The sequence below is a fragment of the Variovorax sp. Soil_C_19 genome, from assembly GCF_057657255.1.
This window is the reverse complement of sequence record NZ_JBDGIV010000008.1, coordinates 97,366-117,361: the sequence shown is the minus strand read 5'-3', so window position 1 is coordinate 117,361 and position 19,996 is coordinate 97,366. Positions and strand designations below refer to the sequence as shown.

The 19,996-nt window shown below is 67.1% G+C and carries 22 protein-coding genes; 9 read left to right on the top strand and 13 right to left on the bottom strand.

The window, feature by feature from the left end; genetic code table 11:
- Position 1 precedes the first annotated feature (1 nt).
- Together AC3A6R_RS17250 and AC3A6R_RS17245 are read left to right on the top strand one after the other, a co-directional pair.
- On the top strand, positions 2-292 hold the full coding sequence (locus AC3A6R_RS17250; protein ID WP_487865042.1) for a DUF2523 domain-containing protein: 291 nt from the start codon (positions 2-4) through the stop codon (positions 290-292).
- Positions 289-1,356 carry a zonular occludens toxin family protein gene (locus AC3A6R_RS17245; protein ID WP_487865041.1) on the top strand — a complete coding sequence of 356 codons (1,068 nt, stop codon included), beginning with the start codon at positions 289-291 and terminating at the stop codon, positions 1,354-1,356. The genes AC3A6R_RS17250 and AC3A6R_RS17245 overlap by 4 nt, the downstream gene beginning before the upstream one ends.
- Positions 1,357-1,443: 87 nt before the next feature.
- Here AC3A6R_RS17245 and AC3A6R_RS17240 read toward each other — a convergent pair whose 3' ends face one another.
- Positions 1,444-2,517: a ParB/RepB/Spo0J family partition protein gene (locus AC3A6R_RS17240; RefSeq protein WP_487865040.1), complete on the bottom strand. Its 1,074-nt coding sequence runs from the start codon at positions 2,515-2,517 to the stop codon at positions 1,444-1,446.
- A 741-nt stretch (positions 2,518-3,258) separates the two neighbouring features.
- Here AC3A6R_RS17240 and AC3A6R_RS17235 point away from each other — a divergent pair.
- A complete protein-coding gene (locus AC3A6R_RS17235) occupies positions 3,259-3,903 on the top strand; it encodes a DUF6680 family protein (RefSeq protein ID WP_487865039.1) in 645 nt (214 codons plus the stop codon).
- 168 nt (positions 3,904-4,071) lie between these two features.
- On the opposite strand, the gene AC3A6R_RS17230 is transcribed toward AC3A6R_RS17235, so the two are convergent.
- Positions 4,072-4,725 carry a TetR/AcrR family transcriptional regulator gene (locus tag AC3A6R_RS17230; protein WP_487865038.1) on the bottom strand — a complete coding sequence of 218 codons (654 nt, stop codon included), beginning with the start codon at positions 4,723-4,725 and terminating at the stop codon, positions 4,072-4,074.
- A 106-nt stretch (positions 4,726-4,831) separates the two neighbouring features.
- Between AC3A6R_RS17230 and AC3A6R_RS17225 the strand changes: the two genes are divergently transcribed.
- Complete coding sequence (locus tag AC3A6R_RS17225; protein WP_487865037.1) at positions 4,832-5,782, top strand: tripartite tricarboxylate transporter substrate binding protein; 951 nt, start codon at positions 4,832-4,834, stop codon at positions 5,780-5,782.
- On the top strand, positions 5,779-6,321 hold the full coding sequence (locus tag AC3A6R_RS17220; protein WP_487865036.1) for a cupin domain-containing protein: 543 nt from the start codon (positions 5,779-5,781) through the stop codon (positions 6,319-6,321). The genes AC3A6R_RS17225 and AC3A6R_RS17220 overlap by 4 nt, the downstream gene beginning before the upstream one ends.
- Here the strand turns inward: AC3A6R_RS17220 and AC3A6R_RS17215 are convergent.
- Complete coding sequence (locus AC3A6R_RS17215) at positions 6,274-8,331, bottom strand: hybrid sensor histidine kinase/response regulator (protein ID WP_487865035.1); 2,058 nt, start codon at positions 8,329-8,331, stop codon at positions 6,274-6,276. The two genes, AC3A6R_RS17220 and AC3A6R_RS17215, sit on opposite strands and share 48 nt — an antisense overlap.
- Positions 8,332-8,605: 274 nt before the next feature.
- Here AC3A6R_RS17215 and AC3A6R_RS17210 point away from each other — a divergent pair, with 274 nt between their 5' ends.
- A complete protein-coding gene (locus tag AC3A6R_RS17210; protein ID WP_487862020.1) occupies positions 8,606-8,863 on the top strand; it encodes a hypothetical protein in 258 nt (85 codons plus the stop codon).
- Between the two features lie 25 nt (positions 8,864-8,888).
- Here the strand turns inward: AC3A6R_RS17210 and AC3A6R_RS17205 are convergent, their stop codons facing one another.
- The 6 genes from AC3A6R_RS17205 to AC3A6R_RS17180 are packed head-to-tail and all read right to left on the bottom strand — an operon-like array spanning position 8,889 to position 14,414.
- Positions 8,889-10,874 (bottom strand): hybrid sensor histidine kinase/response regulator, encoded by a 1,986-nt coding sequence (locus AC3A6R_RS17205; RefSeq protein WP_487862019.1) that lies wholly within the window; start codon positions 10,872-10,874, stop codon positions 8,889-8,891.
- 2 nt (positions 10,875-10,876) lie between these two features.
- The gene (locus AC3A6R_RS17200) at positions 10,877-11,749 is read right to left on the bottom strand and encodes a sensor histidine kinase (RefSeq protein ID WP_487865034.1); all 873 of its coding nucleotides are present in this window, start codon (positions 11,747-11,749) and stop codon (positions 10,877-10,879) included.
- Between the two features lie 3 nt (positions 11,750-11,752).
- Complete coding sequence (locus AC3A6R_RS17195; RefSeq protein WP_487865033.1) at positions 11,753-12,799, bottom strand: ATP-binding protein; 1,047 nt, start codon at positions 12,797-12,799, stop codon at positions 11,753-11,755.
- Positions 12,790-13,194 (bottom strand): anti-sigma regulatory factor, encoded by a 405-nt coding sequence (locus AC3A6R_RS17190; protein ID WP_487862016.1) that lies wholly within the window; start codon positions 13,192-13,194, stop codon positions 12,790-12,792. The genes AC3A6R_RS17195 and AC3A6R_RS17190 overlap by 10 nt, the downstream gene beginning before the upstream one ends.
- Entirely contained in the window at positions 13,184-13,558 is a 375-nt protein-coding gene (locus AC3A6R_RS17185) for an STAS domain-containing protein (RefSeq protein ID WP_487862015.1), read from the bottom strand. The genes AC3A6R_RS17190 and AC3A6R_RS17185 overlap by 11 nt, the downstream gene beginning before the upstream one ends.
- A gap of 10 nt (positions 13,559-13,568) precedes the next feature.
- Positions 13,569-14,414, bottom strand: a complete 846-nt coding sequence (locus tag AC3A6R_RS17180; protein ID WP_487865032.1) for an STAS domain-containing protein — start codon at positions 14,412-14,414, stop codon at positions 13,569-13,571.
- Between the two features lie 326 nt (positions 14,415-14,740).
- On the opposite strand from AC3A6R_RS17180, the gene AC3A6R_RS17175 reads away from it, so the two are divergent.
- The 3 genes from AC3A6R_RS17175 to AC3A6R_RS17165 all read left to right on the top strand — a co-directional run bounded on the left by AC3A6R_RS17175 (position 14,741) and on the right by AC3A6R_RS17165 (position 16,024).
- Positions 14,741-14,998: a hypothetical protein gene (locus AC3A6R_RS17175; RefSeq protein WP_487865031.1), complete on the top strand. Its 258-nt coding sequence runs from the start codon at positions 14,741-14,743 to the stop codon at positions 14,996-14,998.
- A complete protein-coding gene (locus tag AC3A6R_RS17170; protein WP_487865030.1) occupies positions 14,983-15,444 on the top strand; it encodes a hypothetical protein in 462 nt (153 codons plus the stop codon). Before AC3A6R_RS17175 ends, AC3A6R_RS17170 begins: the two co-directional genes overlap by 16 nt.
- Positions 15,445-15,514: 70 nt before the next feature.
- A complete protein-coding gene (locus tag AC3A6R_RS17165) occupies positions 15,515-16,024 on the top strand; it encodes a guanylate cyclase (protein WP_487865029.1) in 510 nt (169 codons plus the stop codon).
- A 1-nt stretch (position 16,025) separates the two neighbouring features.
- Here AC3A6R_RS17165 and AC3A6R_RS17160 read toward each other — a convergent pair whose 3' ends face one another.
- From AC3A6R_RS17160 to AC3A6R_RS17145, 4 genes are all read right to left on the bottom strand, one after another.
- A complete protein-coding gene (locus tag AC3A6R_RS17160; protein WP_487862010.1) occupies positions 16,026-16,394 on the bottom strand; it encodes a GFA family protein in 369 nt (122 codons plus the stop codon).
- A gap of 238 nt (positions 16,395-16,632) precedes the next feature.
- Complete coding sequence (locus tag AC3A6R_RS17155; protein WP_487862009.1) at positions 16,633-17,790, bottom strand: acyl-CoA dehydrogenase family protein; 1,158 nt, start codon at positions 17,788-17,790, stop codon at positions 16,633-16,635.
- On the bottom strand, positions 17,787-18,992 hold the full coding sequence (locus AC3A6R_RS17150; RefSeq protein ID WP_487862008.1) for an acyl-CoA dehydrogenase family protein: 1,206 nt from the start codon (positions 18,990-18,992) through the stop codon (positions 17,787-17,789). The genes AC3A6R_RS17155 and AC3A6R_RS17150 overlap by 4 nt, the downstream gene beginning before the upstream one ends.
- Positions 18,993-18,996: 4 nt before the next feature.
- Complete coding sequence (locus AC3A6R_RS17145) at positions 18,997-19,983, bottom strand: tripartite tricarboxylate transporter substrate binding protein (protein ID WP_487865028.1); 987 nt, start codon at positions 19,981-19,983, stop codon at positions 18,997-18,999.
- Positions 19,984-19,996 lie beyond the last annotated feature (13 nt).

Here is a 19,996-nt window from a genome sequence, read left to right as displayed (position 1 = left end):
AATGGACGGCATCGCTGCATGGCTCGCGCGCATCACGTGGCCGCTCGTTACCCGCGTCTTCTCAGCGCTCGGGCTCGGCACCGCGACCTATGTCGGCGCCGATAGCGCGCTGTCTGGTGCGCTCAATGCCGTCAAGGCATCGTTCACCGGCATGACCGCTGATCTGCTCAACCTGTTGTTGCTGTCGGGCTTCTTCGAGGCCATGTCGATCATGTCCGGTGGCCTCACCTCTGCGCTCGCGTGGATGGTGCTCAAGCGCTTCGCGTTGCAGACCACGGGCCAAAGCTCATGATCACGCTCATCACTGGCGCGCCGGGCACCGGCAAAAGCAATGCGCTCGTGTCGATGCTCGAAGCCATCGGCAAGGAACGCGCGGTCTATGTCTTCGGCATTCCTGAGCTGAAGATTCCGCACGTCGAGCTTGCCGACCCGACCACGTGGCCCGACACCGTGCCCGATGGCTCTGCTGTCGTGCTCGATGAAGTGCAGAACGTCTGGCGCCCGCGTGGTCCGGGCCAGAAGGTGCCTGAGCACGTCGCCAAGCTCGAAACGCATCGGCATCGCGGCCTCGATTTCTACATCATCACGCAAGGCCCGAATCTGGTCGACGCCAACGTGCGCGCCCTGGTCGGCCGTCACGTGCATCTGCGCGATCTCGGCATCCTCGGCCGCTGGTGGTACGAATGGCCTGAGTGCGCCGACAACTGCCGCACCGCCTGGAAGAACGCACCGATCAAGAAGCGGTACCGCCTCGACAAGGCCGCCCAGGCGAAATACAAGTCCGCGTCGGTGCACGTTAAGCCCGTGCGCTCGGTGCCCTGGATGCTCGCCGTCATGGTCCTGGCGCTCTGCATCGTCGCCTTCATGAGCTGGCGCGCCTACGGGATGATTTCCGCCAAGGTCAACCCGCAGAAGCCGATAGCGACAGCCGCCGCCTCCGGCCAGGCCGGCACCTCGTCCGCTCCGCAGCAGCAACAGGCAGCACCAGAACCGAAGTTCATTGATGACCGCATCGCATGGCTGCCGCGCATCAGCCACAAGCCCGAGAGTGCCCCCGCCTTCGATGAACTGCGTAAGGTCGCAGTGATGCCCGTGGTCGCGGGCGCTATCTGCAACAGCAAGGGGTGCCGGTGCGTCACGCAGCAAGGCACGAATTCCGGCCTGACCGACACCGAGTGCCGCGCATGGCTGGAGAACCCGCCGTTTGACCCGTACAGTGCGATTCAGCCGGCACAAGCACCCTCGCCCCTCGCTGGCCGAGAAAACACGCCGCAGAGCCATCCTGGCCCTGCTCTGACGGTGATTGACGCTCCGGGATGGCGTGACCCGCAAGGTGCTCGAGCATCGCTGCGTTGATCCTTTTCCTGGCGGATTTCGCCGCGCTGCTGTAGCGGCAAAAGAAAAAGCCGCCCTCGGGCGGCTTCGTCTTTTCGCATGCGAAAGTCACGGATTGACGATGGCCTTCCACTCCACCGCCAGGTCGCGCAGCGTGAGATCGATGGCCGACGCACCCAGGGTGAACGCGGCGATGTGCTCGGCGTCGTGGTATCCGTATTGCTGCTCGAGGTGTTGGCCGAGGGCGCGCAGGGCCTCGAGCTTCGAGCTGGTCGCTGCCAGGGAGCCTGCCGTCCAGCTCTTGCGAACCAGCTCGCACATCTGTTCGGCCTGGTCGTCGGTCCAAAGTGCGATCAGCGCATCGAGATCGAAGTTCTCCGTTGCTGTCAGGCCGTTGTGCAGGTCGCTCATGCCCTCGTGGGGGCTCCATTGCGGCTCTGGCTTTGGTGCCGGCTTGCCCGTCTTCTTCGCGTGCTTCGCAGCCAGCTTGTGCGCTGCCTTCTCGACCGCGATCTCTTCCTTGAGTGTTGCGAGTAGCTCGCGTGCCTCTGCCCTCCCCGCCTGGCCCTCTTCGATCTTGTCGACCAGCTGGTCGCCGCGCGGGTAGAACTTGCCGCCCAGGCCCTCGATCTGCGACACGACCAGGATTAGCTCGAGGTCATCTGTCTTGCCGCCGTCGAGCAGCACGCGGGCGCGGAAGTTGAGTTTCGTCGCGAGTGCCAGGTGCTTGGACACCCAGGGGAGCGATTTGCCGGTCAGCTCGGCGATCGGCGCGAGTTTCTGGTGCTTCTCGTAGAGTGCCAGGACCGCCGCGGCCGTGTCGGTGAGGCTCAGCTCCTCGCGCTGGATGTTCTCCACCAGCTGCATTTCTGCGGCCGTGTTCTCGCCGATGTCGCCGACCAGGGCCGGCACCGCGGCCAGGCCGGCGATGTGCGCTGCGCGCACTCGGCGCTCGCCCGCGATGATGATGAATGAGCCGATCGCGTCCGGATCTGGGCGCAGCAGGACGGGCTGCAGCATGCCCTGCTGCTTGATGCTGGCTGCCAGCTCGTGCAGGGGCTCTTCTTCGAATGTCGTGCGCACCTGGGCGCGCGCGCTGATCTTGTCCAGATCGATGAACTGGAGTGCGGGTGCTTGGGTCGGCGCCGGCGCTGCCGGCGTCCTGCGGTTCTTGGTGGCCATGTTGCGAGTCCTTGCGTTGGTAGAAGGGAAATACCTTCAGCAATGCTTCCTCGCTCCCCTCGCAGGGCGAGGGGCGGGGGGGAGTGGGTTGCTCGTGCAACAAGAAAAATCCGGCCTGAGCCGGATCACCGCATAAAAAACACCCCCGTTACGCCCCTCACAAAGTGTGGGGTTAACGGGGGTGTTTGCGGTGATCCGGCTCAGGTCGGATTTTTCACAATGGAGCTATGGCCGGAAGCGGACGGCGTGCCACAGCGCAGCGGCAAGGCGAAGCCGACTGGCGCGACTTTCGCTTGGCCATGCGGCTAGTTCCCGAGGCGATCGTGCTCGACGCCGGCGTAGCCGGCCTCAGATGCCGAGAAGGCGTAGGGCAAGCATCGCAAGCACGGCGATGCAGAGCCAGACGAGCAGCTGCAGGCTCCAGTGCCAATCTGCGCCCCATAGCTTCGGAGGGTGCTGGCCAGCGCGCAGCGTCGGCTTTCCTGGTCGACGTACTCGAGCAGTCGCTCGAGCGGCGCCCTGCTCTTCTTCGAGCTGACGTCTTCGCATGTCGTCGCGGTACCAGTCCCTGTCCTGAATCCCCATGAAAAAGGCCTCCGATTGGAGGCCAGATTTTGTCTGAAAGTCTTACGACGGATTACATTTTTCCGGCGCTAGTGGCTTGACATCTGCGTCTCAGCCCGCGCGTCCGGGTTCCAGTTCATGCTCGGGGGAGCACAATCGTGCCTTCTGGAGGAGATCATGACGTTGAACGACATGGGCGTAAATGAGTGGCTAATCATCTGCGCTGCGTTGATTGGCCCGGTCTTAGCAGTGCAAGCTCAAAAGTGGGTCGAGCGCTTCCGTTCAGAAGCAAACCGGCGCTCGTGGATTTTTGAAACCCTAATGGCTACGCGCGGGGCCGGCTTGGTTCCTCCCGATCACGTTCGGGCGTTGAACGCCATCGACTTGGCGTTTTACGGTACTCGCGTTCTTGGAAGTGTGCGAAGGCCTAAAGAGTTCCAAGCCGTAATTGATGCTTGGCGCATCTACCACGCACACCTGAGCCTGCCGGACCCGCAGCGAGTAAGGAGTGACATCGAAAGTGCGGCATGGGGGAGCAAAGGACAAGAGCTCTTCGTAAATCTCTTGGCTGCGCTTGCGACGGCGAATCACTTTAAATTCGACCGCGCGCAGCTCCAAAGCGGAGGGTATATGCCGCAGGGGTATTCGAATGCTGAGCAGGAGCAGCAGTTTGTTCGAATAGGTCTGATGCGAGTTCTCTCTGGTGCGCATCCGCTGTTGGTGGAAGTGAGGCCACCTGGCCACGTTGCAACACAGGGTGTGCCGCAGTCATCCCCGCCTGCGGATTCGAATGACAACAAAAAGGCTCCCGAAGGAGCCTGATTTGCTGCTATTGTTTCGTTCAAATACAGTTTTTCAAGCCGAAGCTGCTTGACATAAGCCATATTGTGTTTGTCGAATTCGACGTACCACACATTGTGTTCCTCGAGCGTATATGTCCCCAATGTCAATGTCGCGCGAATGGCGCTCACCAGGGCATGCGAGGCGCGGTCATCGCAACGGAGTCGAGCCCGCGCAAAATCCCGCCGCCGTGAACGAGACCAATTGGTCGAGCACCGCTTCGACGGAGGGGCTCTCCTGGCCCTTGCCGAGCAGATAGCTCACTCTCCCGTTGTCGGCACGCAAGTACATCATGCTGCCGAACATGCATTCGAGTCGCAGGTGGAACTCCGTCTCTGTGAGAGCGGGCAACGCGCGTCGCAGCAACGAGGTGAAGCGTCGCGCGACTTCATCGTAGGCGGCGAAGACGATCTTGCGCACCCCCGGGTCAGGATCGACCGAGCAGAGCGCCGAGACTCGGTTGAAGTCGGCCCCGTCGGCTGAACGCGCGAAGCGCATCGCAGGCGCGAAGAACGCACGCAGTACCGCTTCCAGATCGGGTATTTCGTTTGGAGCCGTTGGTTCGCACCCATCCAGCAAGACATGGCGCTGTGCATTCATCTCGGCCAGCCTCATGGACAACAACGCCTCGAGCAGGCTTTGTTTGGTGCGGAAGTGGTAATGAATCGATCCGGTGTCGACGCCGGCCTCGCTCATGATGGAACGCAGCGACGTGCCTGCGTAGCCGTTGCGGGCGAACAGCCGCTCGGACGCCAGCAGGATTCGCTCGCGCGTGGGAATTCCCTTGTCGAGTTTGCTTGTCATCGAAGGCGATCATAGACGCTGGATTCAGTCGATCGATTGATTCAGTCGACTGACTGAACTATGATGCGCCGCGACGTTCCTGTCATGCCTCCGGAGACTCCAATACATGAAGAAGATCCTGCTTGCGGCCACTGTCGTCGCGCTACAGGGAACCGCCTGGGCCCAGGACGGATTCCCTGCCCGCCCGCTGACCATCATCAATCCCTGGGCGGCCGGCAGTTCCACCGATCTGATGGCTCGCACACTGGCCGATCAGCTCCAGAAGCAGTTGGGTCAAGGCGTTGTGGTTACCTCGCGCGAGGGCGGTTCTGGCGTGATCGGCATGACCGCACTGTCGCAGGCACCCGCCGATGGACTGACGCTTGCGTTCACGCCGATGACCCCCGTCACGGTGCAGCCGCACTACGTCAAGAATCTCAAGCTTCGGCCAGACACTGTTCAACCTTTGTGCGGCGTGACCGAGAACATCCTTGGCGTTTCGGTGCGCAGTGACAGTCCCTTCAAGACGATCGGGGATCTGGTCGCAGCCGCGAAAACGCAAACGCTCAACTATGGGTCGCCGGGCCCCAACTCGGCACCCTTTCTCGCGATCGATCAACTCACGCGGGACCAGAAGCTCCAGATGGTCCACGTTCCCTTCAAGGGCGATGCCGCTTCGATCCAGGAGCTTCTGGCCGGCCGGCTCGACTTCGTGAGCAGCATCGCCGCTTCAGCGGCGCCGCAGATCCAGGCCGGCAAGCTGCGCCTGCTGGCCGTGAGCGCGGCCCGCAGGCATCCCGGCTTCCCGGATGTGCCCACTTTCAAGGAACTCGGGATGCAGGTGCTCGAGGAGTCGTTCGCAGGTCTTTTCGTGCCGCGCGGCGTGCCCGAACCGGTGCTCCAGACGCTCGACAAGGCGTGTGCGAAGGCAACTGCCTCCGATGCGGTCCGCGAGGCGGCAGCCCGCAGCAATCAGGTGGTCGCCTACCAGACGCGGGCCCAATGGGAACGCACGGTGAACGAACAGTTTCGCAAGCAGGGCGAGGCATTCCGTCGCACCGGAGCGGTGGCGCAATGATGGGCGACGCATTCCTCCCGATTCGCCGTGTGGTCACCGGCGACGACGCCAATGGTCGTTCGCGCATCGTTGAGGATGGGCCCTCCCCCGCCGTGCGGACCGTCGCCGAACGGCCGGGCTATCGGGTGACCAACCTGTGGTGCACCGCGGCGGCTCCCTCTCCCATCGCGGAAGCTGACGCGATCGCGGCGCATCGGGGCGTGTCGCCGCCGACGAACGGCACCGTCCTGCGCATCATCGACATACCACCCGAGCCCGAAGATCCTCAGGAATTGCAACGCGCGCTGGAGGCCACCTTCTCGAACATGTACAACGATGCGCACCGTGCGGTGAAACCTGGAGAGCATCCAGGCATGCACCGCACCGACACCATCGACTACGCGCTCATGCTCCACGGGGAACTCGTCGCAATCCTGGACGACGAGGCAACCGTGCTTCGTGCAGGTGACGTCCTGATCCAGCGGGGCACACGGCACGCGTGGGCAAACAGATCAGGCGCCCCGGCGCGAATTGCCTTCGTGCTGATCGCCGCGCGCTGAGACCCGTTCCACCCCCCGCCGCACCGCCTGCGCCAGCACCGACGGCTGGATCGGCTTGGTCAGGTGCTCGTCGAAACCCGCAGCCTCGGTGCGGGCCCGGTCGTGCTTGGCGCCCCATCCGGTCAGCGCGACGATCGCCATCTGCTGCGGCGGGTACTGGCGGCGCAGTTCCCTTGCCACCTCGACGCCGTCCATGCCCGGCAGGCCGAGGTCGAGCAGCACCAGGTGCGGCACATGCCGCGCTGCCTGGTGCACGGCGTCCGGTCCGCTGGCGACACCCTGCACTTCGTAGCCCAGGTCCTGCAGCAGTTCGATCAAGGTCTCGCGCCCGTCGTCGTTGTCTTCCACCACGAGCACCCGTGCCTGGGCAGGCACCTGCTCGCTGGCGAGGTGATCGGCAGGGCCGGGCGCGGCGGCAGCGTCTTCGGCATCTGCCGCGAGCATGGGCGATTCGCTGAGTGGAAGCTCGACGAAGAACGTGCTCCCCTGGCCGACGCCGGGGCTGCCGACCCACGCGGCGCCCCCATGCATCTCCATCAGGTTCTTCACGAGGGCGAGCCCCAGTCCGAGCCCGCCCTGCGCGCGCGACTTGGTGTGCGCCAACTGGGTAAACATCGTGAAGAGGCGGCCCTGGTCGGTTTGCGAGATGCCCATGCCCGTGTCGCGCACCGAGAGCACGACCTTGCCGTCGGCGACGGCCGCCTTGACGTCGATGCGTCCGCCCTTGGGCGTGTACTTGGCCGCGTTGGTGAGCAGGTTGCCGACCACCTGCACCAGCCGCGTGGGATCCACATGGACGGTGATGCCCGCCGGCACCCGCACTTCCACCTGGTGAGCCTGCGCGCTCAGCAGGGCCTCGGTGGCCTCGAGCGCGCGCGCCACCATGCCGTCGAGCTGCGCGTCCTCGCACTGGAGTTCGATCAGCCCGCGGTTGATCCGCGAGACGTCGAGCAGGTCGTCGAGCAGCCTGGCCATCACGCTCACCTGGCGGTCGATCACCGCGAGCTTGTCGGCCAGCGCGGGCGACGGGTTCTGGCGAGCGGCAATGGCCACCGCGTACTTGATCGGGGCGAGCGGGTTGCGAAGCTCATGGGCCAGCGTGGCGATGAATTCGTCCTTGCGCACGTCCTGCTCCTTGAGCATGGCGGCGTCGCGTACCCGTTCGATGTGTGCCCAGCAGCGGTCGACCACTTCCGAGACGACCGTCACCTCGTCTTTCGTCCAGAGGCGCGGTCGCGCCTGGTGCAGCGCCATCATCGCCACCAGCCGGCCTTCCTTCACCAGCCCCGCGCAGATGATGGCCTTGATGCCGATCGCATTGAACATGCGCGCGCCGCCGTCGTCGCCGAGTTCCGCGTCCACGTCGTTCACCACCAGGTGGCGGCCCTGCCGCAGGTTGGAGGTGGCCTGCGGGCCGAACAGGTCGAGCGAGTAGACACCGGCGCTGCTGGGCACGCCGTCTACGGCCCAGTCGCTGCGGATCGTGAAGCGGTCGCTGTCGCTGTCGACATCGGCATAGGCGCAGCGCGTGGCGCCGAGCGCCTGCCCGAGGATGCGCGCGGTGACGGTCATGACGGCATCGCCGTCCTGGAGGTGGCGCGTGGCCTGGCCGATCTCGTCGAGGATGCGCAGGCGCTCCTCGCTCACGCGGCGTGCGGCTTGGGCCTGCATGCTCTCTGTCACGTCGATGACGAACCCGACCCACTGCGTGACCTTGCCGTCGTCGATCACGGGCGCGCCCTGCGCGACCACGTGGCGGTACTCGCCGTCGCTGCGGTGAAGGCGGTATTGCAGCGTCATCGGCTGCGCCGACGCGGCCGCCTCGTCCCACAGTGCCCGCACCGTCGCGCGGTCGTCGGGGTGGATCGCATCGAGCCAGCCCCAACCCGCGTAGTCGTCGTAGGTCTGGCCCGTGAAGGCCTGCCACAACGGGTTCAGCGTGGCGACGGACCCGTCAGGCGAGGTGTACCAGACCAGGGTGTTCCTGACTTCGGTCAGTTGCAGCGTCATGTCCCCCGGTCCTCCGAAACGAAGTTGTTCTTCATATGCCCGCTCGATCCTAGCGAGGGCGGCCCTGGGTCACGTGGGCAGGAGGCGCTGCACCGCGTCAGCGGCGCGGAAGCCCCGGCGTGTCGCCGGCCTACAGCGGCGAACTCCCTCGCCTGACGCACCGCGCGCACGAGGCACGCGACCCTTCAGCGTGCAGCATACCGTCGCCCAGTATGAGATTTTTTTCTTCTTCACGGCCAGTCATCCCCTCCCCTACCCAGGCAGGAGCCCGCCCATGAACGGCGCGCTCGATCTTGTGCAGTGGCCCGCCTTCGTTGCTTCGGTTGCCGCCGCCTGGCTGGTGGCTTCGCGCCACGAGCGCCGCCGCAACCTCGGTTTCTGGGTCTTCCTGCTGAGCAACGTGCTGTGGACGGTCTGGGGCATTCACACCTCGGCCATGGCGCTGATCGCCCTTCAGGTCTGCCTGGCCGCGCTCAACGTCCGCGGGCTGTTCAAGACCGACCCCGATGCCGATGCAAAGCAGAGCGACTGAACGCGGCATCGCGCGCGGTCCTCGCTCAGTCGGCGCGAGTCTTCGTTCGAGCGCTGATGAGGGAAACCAGCGCATGGGGCTGCAGCGGCTTGCCCAGGTGAGCATCGAAGCCCGCCTCGGTCGCCTTCACATGGTCCTGTGGCCGGGTGAATGCCGTGTGCGCCACGCAGTAGAGCCGGGGCCGGCCCATGGCGCGCTCACGCTGCCGCACCTCGCGGATCAGCTCGTAGCCGTCGCGCCCCGGCAGACCGATGTCGCTGATCAGCACGTCGGGCCACTTCTCATCGAAGAGTTCCAGCGCCGAGTCGTGGTCGACGCCGAGGCGCACCGTGGCGCCGGCATCGGACAGCACGACCGCCATGATCTCGCTCGCGTCGGCGTTGTCCTCTACCACGAGCACATCGAGGCCCGCCAGCACGCGAACGGACGAAGCACCCGGGTGTGCGTCGGCGGACTGGCGCGGCACGGCCGGTGCGGCGCCCGAAGGCACCACGCCCAGCACCACGCGCAGGGTCGCGCCTCGGCCCTCGCCTTCGCTATGCGCCGACACGCTGCCGCCATGCAGTTCGGCCAGGTTCTTCACGATCGACAAGCCGAGTCCGAGTCCGCCGTGGAAGCGGTTGTCGGGTGAATCGCTCTGCGTGAAGCGGTCGAACAGGTGAGCCAGAAAGTCGCGATGGATGCCGCGGCCGTGGTCGCGCACGCTCAAGGTCAGGGTGTCGCCCTCGCGGTCCATCTGGATCTCTATCTGGCCGCCCTCGGTCGAGAACTTGATGGCGTTCGACAACAGGTTCCAGGCGATTTGCTGGAAGCGCGTGGCATCGAGCCAGGCGGGCGGGTCCGCCCTGCCCTGGTCGAAGACGATCTTCAACTGCTTGGCGGCAGCGGGTGCGGCCAGCGCATCGATGGCCGCGCTCACCAGCGAGCGCGGCTCGATCCATTCCTGGTGCAGGCGCAGCTTGCCCGAGCTGATGCGCGACACGTCGAGGATGTCTGCGATCAACCGCGTCTGCGCCTTCACGCTGCGGTCGATGGCGTTGAGTCCTTTTTCCATCTGCTCGGGCGTGCGGTTGCCGGCCTTCAGCACATGAACCCAGCCGCCGATGGTGTTCAGCGGATTGCGCAGCTCGTGGGAGAGCACCGCCACGAAATCGTCCTTGGTGCGGCTCAGCCGCTCGGCGGCAGCGCGTGCGGCCTGTTCGCGCTCCAGCACTTCGCGGCGCTGGGCTTCGAGCTCGAAGCGCTCGGATACGTCGAGCGCGATCCCCACGCGCAAGCCCGGCTCGATGTGCGCCGACATGGTCCATTCGAGCCGCACCCACGAGCCGTCGTGCCGCAGCAGCGGAAACTCGCTTTTCCACGACGATGCGGCCGGCTGCGCGCCCGCGGTCTGCTGCGCCACGACGCCCGCCCAATCGGCCGGCGCGAAGGCGCTGATGGTGTGCCCGATCAATGCCCCGCGCGACCGCGCGAGCATCGCCACCATGGCCGGATTCACGTCGGCGAACCGGCCTTCGTTGTCGATCAGCGCCATGCCCGTGGGCGCATGGTCGTAGATCGCGCGAAAACGTGCCTCGCTGTCGCGCTGTTTCTCCTCGGCCATGCGCGCGCGGATCAGCGCCTGCAACGTCGCCACCAGCACCGGCGGCTCGACGGGGTGCACGAGGTACGCGTCGGCACCGGCATCGAGGCCCGCGACCTTGTCCTCGTTGCGCACGAAGGTCGCCGACAGGTGCACCACCGGCAGCGTCGCGGTCGCGGGCCTGAAGCGCAGCTCGCGGCAAACCTCAAAGCCGCTGAAGTCGGGCAGGTGCACATCGAGCACCACCGCCGAGATCTGGCGCGTGGCGAGCGCCAGCGCCTCACCGCCGGTGCTCGCCTCGAGCGTCTGGAACCCGCCCGCCCGGACCACGCGGGCCGTGGCGTAGCGCGTGGCGGGGTTGTCGTCGACCACCAGCACCGTATGGCGCGATCGGTCTATCGTGATGTTGATCAGGGGCTCTGGTGCCATGGTCAATCCGATGGACCGGGCGCTTGCCGCGGCAACAGGACTGGCAACGTCACGGAGAACACCGACCCCTTGCCGAGCTCGCTCTGCACTTCGACGTGCCCGCCGAGCAGCCCGGCGAGCTGCCGGCTCAGCGAGAGCCCGAGCCCGGTACCTCGCAGCCGCTTCTGCACCGGCGAATCGACCTGCGCAAAATCGTCGAACACCGCCGCGTGGTGCTCGGGCGCAATGCCGATGCCGGTATCGGCCACCGAGAACTTCACGGCGTCTTCGCCGGCGGGCGTCGCGGTGACACGCACCTCGCCGTGCGGCGTGAACTTGAGCGCGTTGGAGATGAAGTTGCGCAGGATCTGCGAGAGCTTGCGGTCGTCGGTATAGAGCTTCGGCAGTCCGTGCGGCTCCTCGAAGATCAGCGCAGTCTCGGGGTTGTGCAGCACGGGCCGAAACATGCCGCGCAGCGCCGAGAACAGGTCGACCATCTCGAACCATGCCGGCGAGATGTCGACCCGGCCCGCCTCGATCTTGGCCAGGTCGAGCAGGTCGTCGACCATCTCGGCGAGTTCGGCCGCGGTGGTGCTGACGAAGCCGACCTGCTTTTGCTGTTCGGGCGTGAGCGGGCCGTCCATCTGGTCGCTGAGGAGCCGCGCGATGCTGCGAATGGCGCCGATCGGCGTGCGGAACTCATGGCTCATGTAGGCCAGGAATCGGCTTTTGAGTTCGGTCGCCTTCCTGAGCTGCTCGGCCTGGGCATCGAGCTCGGCATACAGCGCCACCACGCCGCGGTTGGTTTCCTCGAGTTCGGCGCGCAAGGCCTCCATCTCGCGCTGGGTCTCGGCCAGTGCGGCTTCCAGGTCGGTCGTCGCTGCGGGCGGGTTCATCTGCTATTCCTTTCGGCGGATGACCACGACAGTCGCATCGTCGCGGTGCCGGGTGTGGTCGCGCAGCAGCACAGCAGCCACCAGCGTGGGGTCGCGCTGCAGCAGCGGCCGGATGCGTTCGGGCGTCCATCGCGTGTCGATGCCGTCGCTGTGCAGCACCACCAGTGCATGCGGCGGCAGCTCGAGCGCGGTGGTCTCGGGATTGCGGATCTGCAGGCCGGCAGTGCCGTGCTGCGTGACGAGCGACTTGTCGAACACCCCGGACAGCACGCGGCCCACGATGTTGCCCGCGCCGCTGTAGCGCACGGCCGCGGCCGCCGTGTCGACGCGCAGCGCGCACACGGCCGCGCCGCGTGTGGTGCGCAGCTCTGAATGCACGCGTTTCAAGATCTCGCGCAGATCGTCGTGCGGCGCCCGTGCAAAGGCGCCGAGCGCCGCGCGAGCGGCCTTGGCCGCCTCCGGTCCGTGGCCCAGCCCGTCGGCGACGAGCAGCGAGGCCTCGTCGCCATGAAATGCGAAAGCCCAGCCATCGCCGCACTCGGTCTCGTGCGGCGCCGGCAGGCAGATTGCGCCGATCTCTACGGGCGCAGCCGCCCATTGCGTGCCGGGCGCAGGCCCTTCATGGGCGGGCTTCGTCTCGCGCACGCGCGCCACGGCCACCGTGCCATCGGGCAAGGTGGAATGGATGTCGAAATCGTCGGCCAGCCGGCGCACCGCGCCCAGGCCGGTGCCGGGCGTGCTGGCGGAGGAATGGCCGTCCTGCATCGCGAGCGCCACATCGGGAATGCCCGGCCCCTCGTCGATGGCAACGATCTCGACTTCGCGCCATGCCGTGCGTTGCGCCACCAGCAGGCGGCCGCCCTTCGCATGGCGGTGCAGGTTCGTCCCGAGCTCGGTCACCACCAGCGCGAGCCGGCCCGCATCGACTTCGCCCCAGCCCATGTCCGACGCAGCGCGCGCCGCATGGCGGCGTACCTCGCCCACGCGGCTCGCGTCGTCGATCGAGAACGCCCGGTGGGTCCAGCCCGAGACCACGCCGGCTATTTCCACTTGGTGATGCTCACGCGCGTGCCTGCGCCGGGCGTCGACGAGATGTCGAAATCGTTCACCAGCCGCTTGCTGCCCGGCAGCCCCAGGCCCATGCCGGTGCCGCTGGTCCAGCCATCGGTGAGTGCGAGTGCGATGTCGGGGATGCCCGGGCCTTCGTCCTCGAAGTGGAGCGTGATTCCGCGGCGTCCGTTGCGCTCGGCGAACTCCCAGCGCATGCGTCCCCCGCCGCCGTGGATCAGTGTGTTGCGCGAGAGCTCGCTGGCGGCGGTGACCATCTTGGTCTGGTCGACGAGCGAGAGCTTGAGCTCCTGGCACAGCGCGCGGACCATCTGCCGGCTTGCGACGATGTTCTGCTCGTCCCGCAGCGGCAGGCTGCCGGTGTGTTCAACGGCCAATCGCGTTCTCCCGCCGGGCGCGCCGCAGGAGTTCCATGCCGCGCTCGACATCGAGCGCCGTCTTCACGCCGTCGAGCGACAGGCCGAGCTCGACCAGCGTGATCGCCACCGCCGGCTGCATGCCCACCACGACGGTGGTGGCCGAGAGGATGCGCGCGATGCCGGAGATGCTTGTGAGCATGCGCCCCACGAACGAATCGACGATCTCGAGCGCCGAGATGTCGATCATGACGCCCGACGCGCCGGTGGCGGCGATGCGGTTGGCCAGGTCGTCCTGCAGCATGAGGGCGGTCTGGTCCTGCATGTCGACCTGGATGGTCACCAGCAGGGTGTCGCCCATGCGAAGAATGGGTATGCGGTCCATGGTGCGTGCTTCAGCCCTCGCGCGAGATGCGCCAGCCGGCCTGCTGCAGCGCGAGCGCCAGCGCGTCGGCCAGCGTGGCCTTGGTGCGCACGCCCTGCAGGTCGATGCCCAGGTGCACGATGGTCTGGGCGATCTGCGGACGGATGCCGCTGATGATGCAGTCCGCGCCCATGAGCCGGATGGCCGTGACCGTCTTCAGCAGATGCTGGGCCACAAGCGTGTCGACCGTCGGCACGCCGGTGATGTCGATGATCGCCAGTGCGGAGCCGGTCTCCACGATCTTCTGCAACAGAGCTTCCATGACCATTTGCGTGCGTCCGCTGTCGAGCACGCCGATCATCGGCACGGCCAGCACGCCCTCCCATAGCTTGACGACCGGGGTCGACAGTTCGAGCAGTTCCTCCTGCTGGCGGCGGATGATGTCCTCACGTGCGATCTGGAAGGTCGCGACCGTGTGCTGCGCCAGCCGGTCGACGGCCGTCGACAGCGCCCACAGCGCACTGCCCATTGCGACCGGTTCGGCAGCCAGACGACGCTGGACCGCTTCGAACAGCGGCTTCTTGAGCGCCAGCACGAACATGCTCGTGTCGCCCGCCGACTGGCCCTTGGCCGCGCGCGACCTCGACAGTTCCGAGAGCGCGTCGCGCAGCGGCGCCCAGGCGGGCGCGTCGAAGCGCGCGGGGTCGGCATCGGCCTGCAGTCCCTCGTGCAGCCGGCGCACGATCTCGCTTGCCTCGGCCTGCGTATTGCGGCGAACCGCGGGATCGCTCAGGCCGGCTTCGTTGAGCCAGCCCGCGACGATGCCCTGCTCTTCCTCGCTCAGGAGGGCCAGCAGCACCTGGTGGTCGTTCTTCATGAGTTCCTCTGTCGTTCTATGTGTGCGTGAAACCCGAGGCTGCAAGAAAGGAAGCAACCGCTGCAGGCCCGGCGGGCCGTTTCACGGCATCGATCGTAGCCGGGCGCGAGCATGTCCTGCGCCTCCATGAAAAGCCCGAGTGCGCATTTTTCTGTAGGCGAATTCCTACACGACGATCTCTCCGGTAGCGCGGTGCCGACGCGGCCTCGTCCTCGTTGCGAACGAGGCGCCCTCCTCAGGTGCGCATCGCGCGCGCCTACAAGCCCGCGCGGTCCGGCTGCGTACAAAGATTCACAAGCCAACAGAACGAAGAAGGAGCTCGGGCGATGACGCTGCAGCAGACGATTGAAAAATTCAGGCGTGTGGACGCCAGCCGCGCCGACTATCCGGGTGAACATCTTGCGGTGCTTGGTGCCGGCGTGCTGCTTTTGCTGGCCGCGGGCCGCAGCCGCTCGTTCCTCATGCGTATTGCGGCCGGAGCGGCCGGGGGTGCGCTCATTGCGCGGGCCGCCAGCGGCTCGGGCGGCATTGCCAAGCTCGCAGGCGTCCTGCAGTCCGGGGGGCTCGGATGGCCACGACGCTGACCTTGCGCGGCCCCGAGGGCGCGCCGCTGCGCCGCTGTCTGGCGATCGGCGGGGCCGTGGTGCTCGTGGCCATGTACGTGTTCTATGCGACGCTGACGGACATCGTGCGCGAAAGCGTCGCCCGGGTGCCGCGCCTGCCGCCGTCGATCATCGAAGTCCACAAACCCGCGCCGCCGCGCACGCTCGAGACAGCCGACGCGGTCTCGCCGCCTGAGGCGGCCCGCGTCACACGCCATGCGTATCCCGCATCGCTGGCCACGCCCGCTTCGCACAGCACGCCTGTGCGCAGCACCGTGAGCACGGCCCCGGCCGCTGTCATCGAAGTTCACAAGTGCGCCGGCCCCGACGGGGCGAGCTATTCCGACGGCCCCTGCACCGCTGGCGCGCATGTGGAGACGCTGCGGCTGCCGGGCGCTCCCGGCAGCACCGCCGCGGCCCAGCTTTGAGCAGCTTGTGCTGCGGCGCCAAGACGCGCATGGCCTGCAAGGCAAACGGGTCCGATGCGGCGGTCGTCCCATGACATCCGATCGGCCCGAGCCACCCCACCCCGTGCAGCGTCTTGGCGCGGCGGCCGACACGCCTCCGAGCGAAGCGGTCGGTGAGTTCCTCGCGGCGTGCGCGGCCGACGGGCTCGACGCGGCACTGGAAGCGCTGAACCGGCGCGTGCTCCACCGCTACACAGCGATTTACCGGCTCGAGGGCGCCGTGCTGCGCAACGTGGCGCTGGTCGACAAGGCGCAGCAGATGCGCCCGGAGTTCCTCGCTGAAGTGCCGCTGGCCGCAAGCTTCTGCCAGTTCGTGCTCAGGGACGGTGTGTTCCTCACCGCCGATTCCGCTGGTGACGACAGGCTCGACGGCCATCCCTACAAGGGAGTGATGGTGGCGTACCACGGCGTGCCGATCCCTGACGAGGACGACAAGGTGTTCGGCACGCTCTGCCACTTCGATGTCGAGGAGCAGGCCTTGAGCGACGCAGAGTTCGACAACCTGCAGAACATCGCACGCGTGGTTCGTCCGTACCTTTAGCTCAGGCCGAGCGGCCGTCGTGCAGCGTGACCGGCACCGCCTGCAGGTCGATGCCCTCGATGCAGCGGATGTTGATGGCCGCCATTTCGCCGCCCGCGGGCGACCTGCCCTCGCCGTAGGGGTGGATGCCGCAGGCGCGGCAGAAGCGATGCCGGATCGCATGCTTGTTGAACAGGTAGGTGCCGGCGTTCTCGTCGGGGGTCAGCAGGCGCAAGGCGCTCCGCGGCACGAACCACAGCAGCGAACCCCTGCGCTGACACATCGAGCAATTGCACGACAGCGCCGAATCGATCGCGCCCTCCACCTCGAACTTCACTTGGCCGCAATGGCAGCTGCCGATGTGCTTCGTGGCGGGTCCGGTGTCTTCCATGGGGATGCTCCTTCAATTACTAAACCTTGTGGTTGAGTATCGAGGGCGCCCCTGCCCTTGTCAAGCGAACGCCGCGGGTCATGGCCTCGCTGTTGCTGCTGTTGTGGATCGCGGCCCTTGCCGGTGCCGCGCCCGAGGCGCTCGAAGCGCTGGCACGCGACGGCCGCTGGGCCGACCTGCACGACTGGACCGAGCGAGTGAGCGGTCCTCCGCCGGCCCTCCGGCGCCGGGAACCGGCTCAGCCCAGCACGGTGCGGGCGATCAAGCCCAACTGCACCTCGGCGGCGCCGCCGAAGATGGTGAATGCCCTGCTGTTGCAGTACTCGGGCACCAACGTTGCCGTGGCGGCCCGCTGGTCCGGCGGGTCGCTGCGCCAGCGCAGGCTCTCGCTGCCCAGCGCCTCCACACCCAGTTCACCGATTGCCTGCTTCAGGCGGCTGGCCCGAAGCTTCAGGATCGACGAGACCGGCCCGGGGCTCGCCCCGGGTTCGATGGCGCCCATCGTGCGCAGCTCCAGCCATTCGAAGGTGTCGAGGTCCGATGCCACTTCGCCGAACCGGCGCAGCAGCGCGTCGCCGGCCGTGCCCGGGGCCTGAAGCACCTGCGCGACGCGCTTGAGCTGCGCGCGCAGCCGGGGGCTGAAGATGCCCGCGCCGCGTTCGAACTCGAGCAGATACTTGGCGCATTCCCATCCTGCGTTCTCCTCGCCGACGCGGTCGGCCTTCGGCACGCGAACGCCATCGAAGTGGACCTCGTTGACCTCGTGGTCGCCGCCGATGGTCTCGATGGGTCGCACGCTGATGCCCGGCAGCGCCATGTCGACCAGCAGAAAGCTGATGCCCTGCTGCTTCTTTCCCTCGTTGCCGGTGCGCACCAGCGCGAACATCCGGTTGGCGCGGTGGGCGTAGCTGGTCCAGATCTTGGTGCCGTCGAGCACGTAGTCGCTGCCGTCGCTGCGCGCCTGCAGGTTCAGCGAGGCCAGGTCGGAGCCGGCATTCGGTTCGGAGAAGCCCTGGCACCAGTAGTCCTCGCTCGAAAGGATGCGGGGCAGGTAGCGCTGCTTCTGCGCCTCGGTGCCGTAGCGCAGCAGTACCGGCCCCACCAGCCGCACGCCCATGGGATGCACCAGCGGCGCGCCCGCCAGGGCGCACTCGGTCTCGAAGATAAAGCGCTGGAGCGCGCTCCAGCCGGTGCCGCCCCAGGCCTTGGGCCACAGCGGCACGAGCCAGCCCTTGGCTTGCAGTGCCTCCTGCCAGGGCGTGGAGATCTCGGGCGCCGGATACATCGAGGTCGTGACGCCCTGCCCTTCGCGCATGGCTGCCGTCAGGTGCTGCGCGAGAAAGTCGCGCACTTCGTCGCGAAACGCCTGCTCGGCGGGGTCGAGGTCGAGGTTCATGGGCTGGCTTCCGTTGCCAATGGACGGCACTCTGGGAGCGCCTGGCTTTGCGCGAAGGCGCCGTTGTCGATGAGCGACTTGCCAAGATGAAGTGCGTGCGATGCGGCGTCGCCGTCCTGCTGGCCGAACGCCAGCAGCAGCCGGAAGGTCGCCGCGATCGGCAACGCTTCGCACACGCCCATCGCGCCATGCAGCTGCACTGCCTCCTGCGCAACGTAGCGCGCCGCGCGAACGACCTTGGCCTTGACGAGCGCCGCCTGTTCGATGCCGGCGTCCGTGCTCGACGCGAGGCGCATGGACGCGAGTTCGCAGGCGGCCTGTGCCTCGGCGCAATGAACGGCCATCTCGGCCAGGCGGTGCTGCACCACCTGGAACTGCGAGAGCGACTGCCCGAACTGCCGCCGCTGTTGCGTGTATTCGGCCGTTCGGTCCAGTGCCGCCTGCATGGCGCCCGTGGCCTCCCACCCGAGCGCCACGATGCCTTCGGCCAGCACGCGGTGGATCCGGCCGGCGGCGTCCGAGGCCTCTTCGCCCCCGACCCGTTCGGCTGCGACCGCGTCGAACGCGATGTCGGCTGCGCGGCCACCCGCCGTGGTGTCGTACGCGTCCATCGCGACGCCCTGCGCGGCAGGGTCGACCAGGAAAACCGCCGCTTCCTCGCCGGCGCTGGCCGTCACCAGCCAGCGCGTGGCACCCGGTGCCGAAAGCACCTGACGCTTGCAGCCGCTCAGCTGCCAGCCGCCCGCGGTGCGGCGCGCCGTCGTCGTGCGCGGGCCCCATGGCAGCCGGTCGCCGGGCTCGGTGTGGGCCAGGGCCAGGCGCGCATCGCCGCTGGCGGCGGCGCCCAGCCATTGCGCTTGCTGCGCGGGCGTGCCGGCCAGCGCCAGCATGCGCCCGGCCTGCAGCACCGACGCGTGCCACGGCTCGACCACGAGGTGACGGCCGAACGCCTGCATCAGCAGGCCGACCTCCAGCGGTCCGAGGTCGACGCCGCCGGCGGCATCCGGCAACGGCAGGCCGAGCCAGCCCATGTCCGCGAACGCCCGCCAGGCGCCGGGCGCACCACCGTCGCGGTGCACGCCGGCTTCGCGCTGCCGGAAGTCGTAGTGGTCGGCCAGCCACGCCAGTGCGCTCGACTGGAGCATGGCCTGCTCTTCGGTGAGCGCGAGCCTCATGCGCACGCCCCCGTGTTGCGGATCCACGCCATCAGTTCGCCTTGATCTTCGCGCTGGAGATGACACGCTGCCACTGTTCGATGTCGCGGCGCAGGAAGGCCTCGAACTCGGCGGGCGAATTGCCGATGATGTCCAGGCCCCACCCCTTGAAGCGCTCGCGAAGTTCCGGGTCCTTCAGGATCTCGATGATCTCGCGGTGCAGCCGGTCGACCACCGGCCGGGGTGTTCCGGCCGGTGCCACCAGGCCCAGCCAGGGCATCGCTTCGTAGCCCGGCAGGCCGGACTCGGCGACCGTCGGCAGCTCGGGAATCGAGGGTGAGCGCACGGCCGTGGTCACTGCCAGCGCGCGCAGCTTGCCATCGTTGATGAAGGGCCTCGACGAGCCGAGAGCGTCGAACATGACCGTGACCTGGCCGCCGACCAGGTCGGTCAGCGCCGGACCGCTGCCCTTGTACGGCACATGCACGATGTCGATGCCGGCCATGCTCTTGAACAGCTCCCCTTCCAGGTGCGTCGAGGTGCCGGTGCCGGTGGACGCGTAGTTGAGCTTGCCGGGGTTCTTCTTCGCATAGGCGATCAGCTCGGCCACCGATTTCACCGGCAGGCTCTTGTTGACTTCGAGCACATGGACCACCGACGCGACCTGCGTCACCGGGGCGAAGCTCTTCACCGGGTCGTAGGCGACCTTCTCGTACAGCATCGGTGCGGTGCCGAGCGACGACGCTGCCAGCAGCAGCGTGTACCCGTCGGCAGGCGCGCGCGCCACATGGTCCGACGCGAGCACCGTTCCCGCGCCGGGATTGTTCTCCACGATCACCGGTTGGCCCAGGCGCGGCGACAGCTTTTCCGCCAGCGCGCGCGCCAGGATGTCGGTCACCCCGCCGGGCGGGAAAGGAAGCACCAGCCGCACCGGCTTGTCCGGATAGCCCTGGGCATGCGCCGCCAGCGGCACCAGCAGCGCCGCTGCGCCGGCCATGCACATTGCCGCCACGGCCTTCGTCACGTTCCGTCTCTTCATCGTCGTCTCCTGT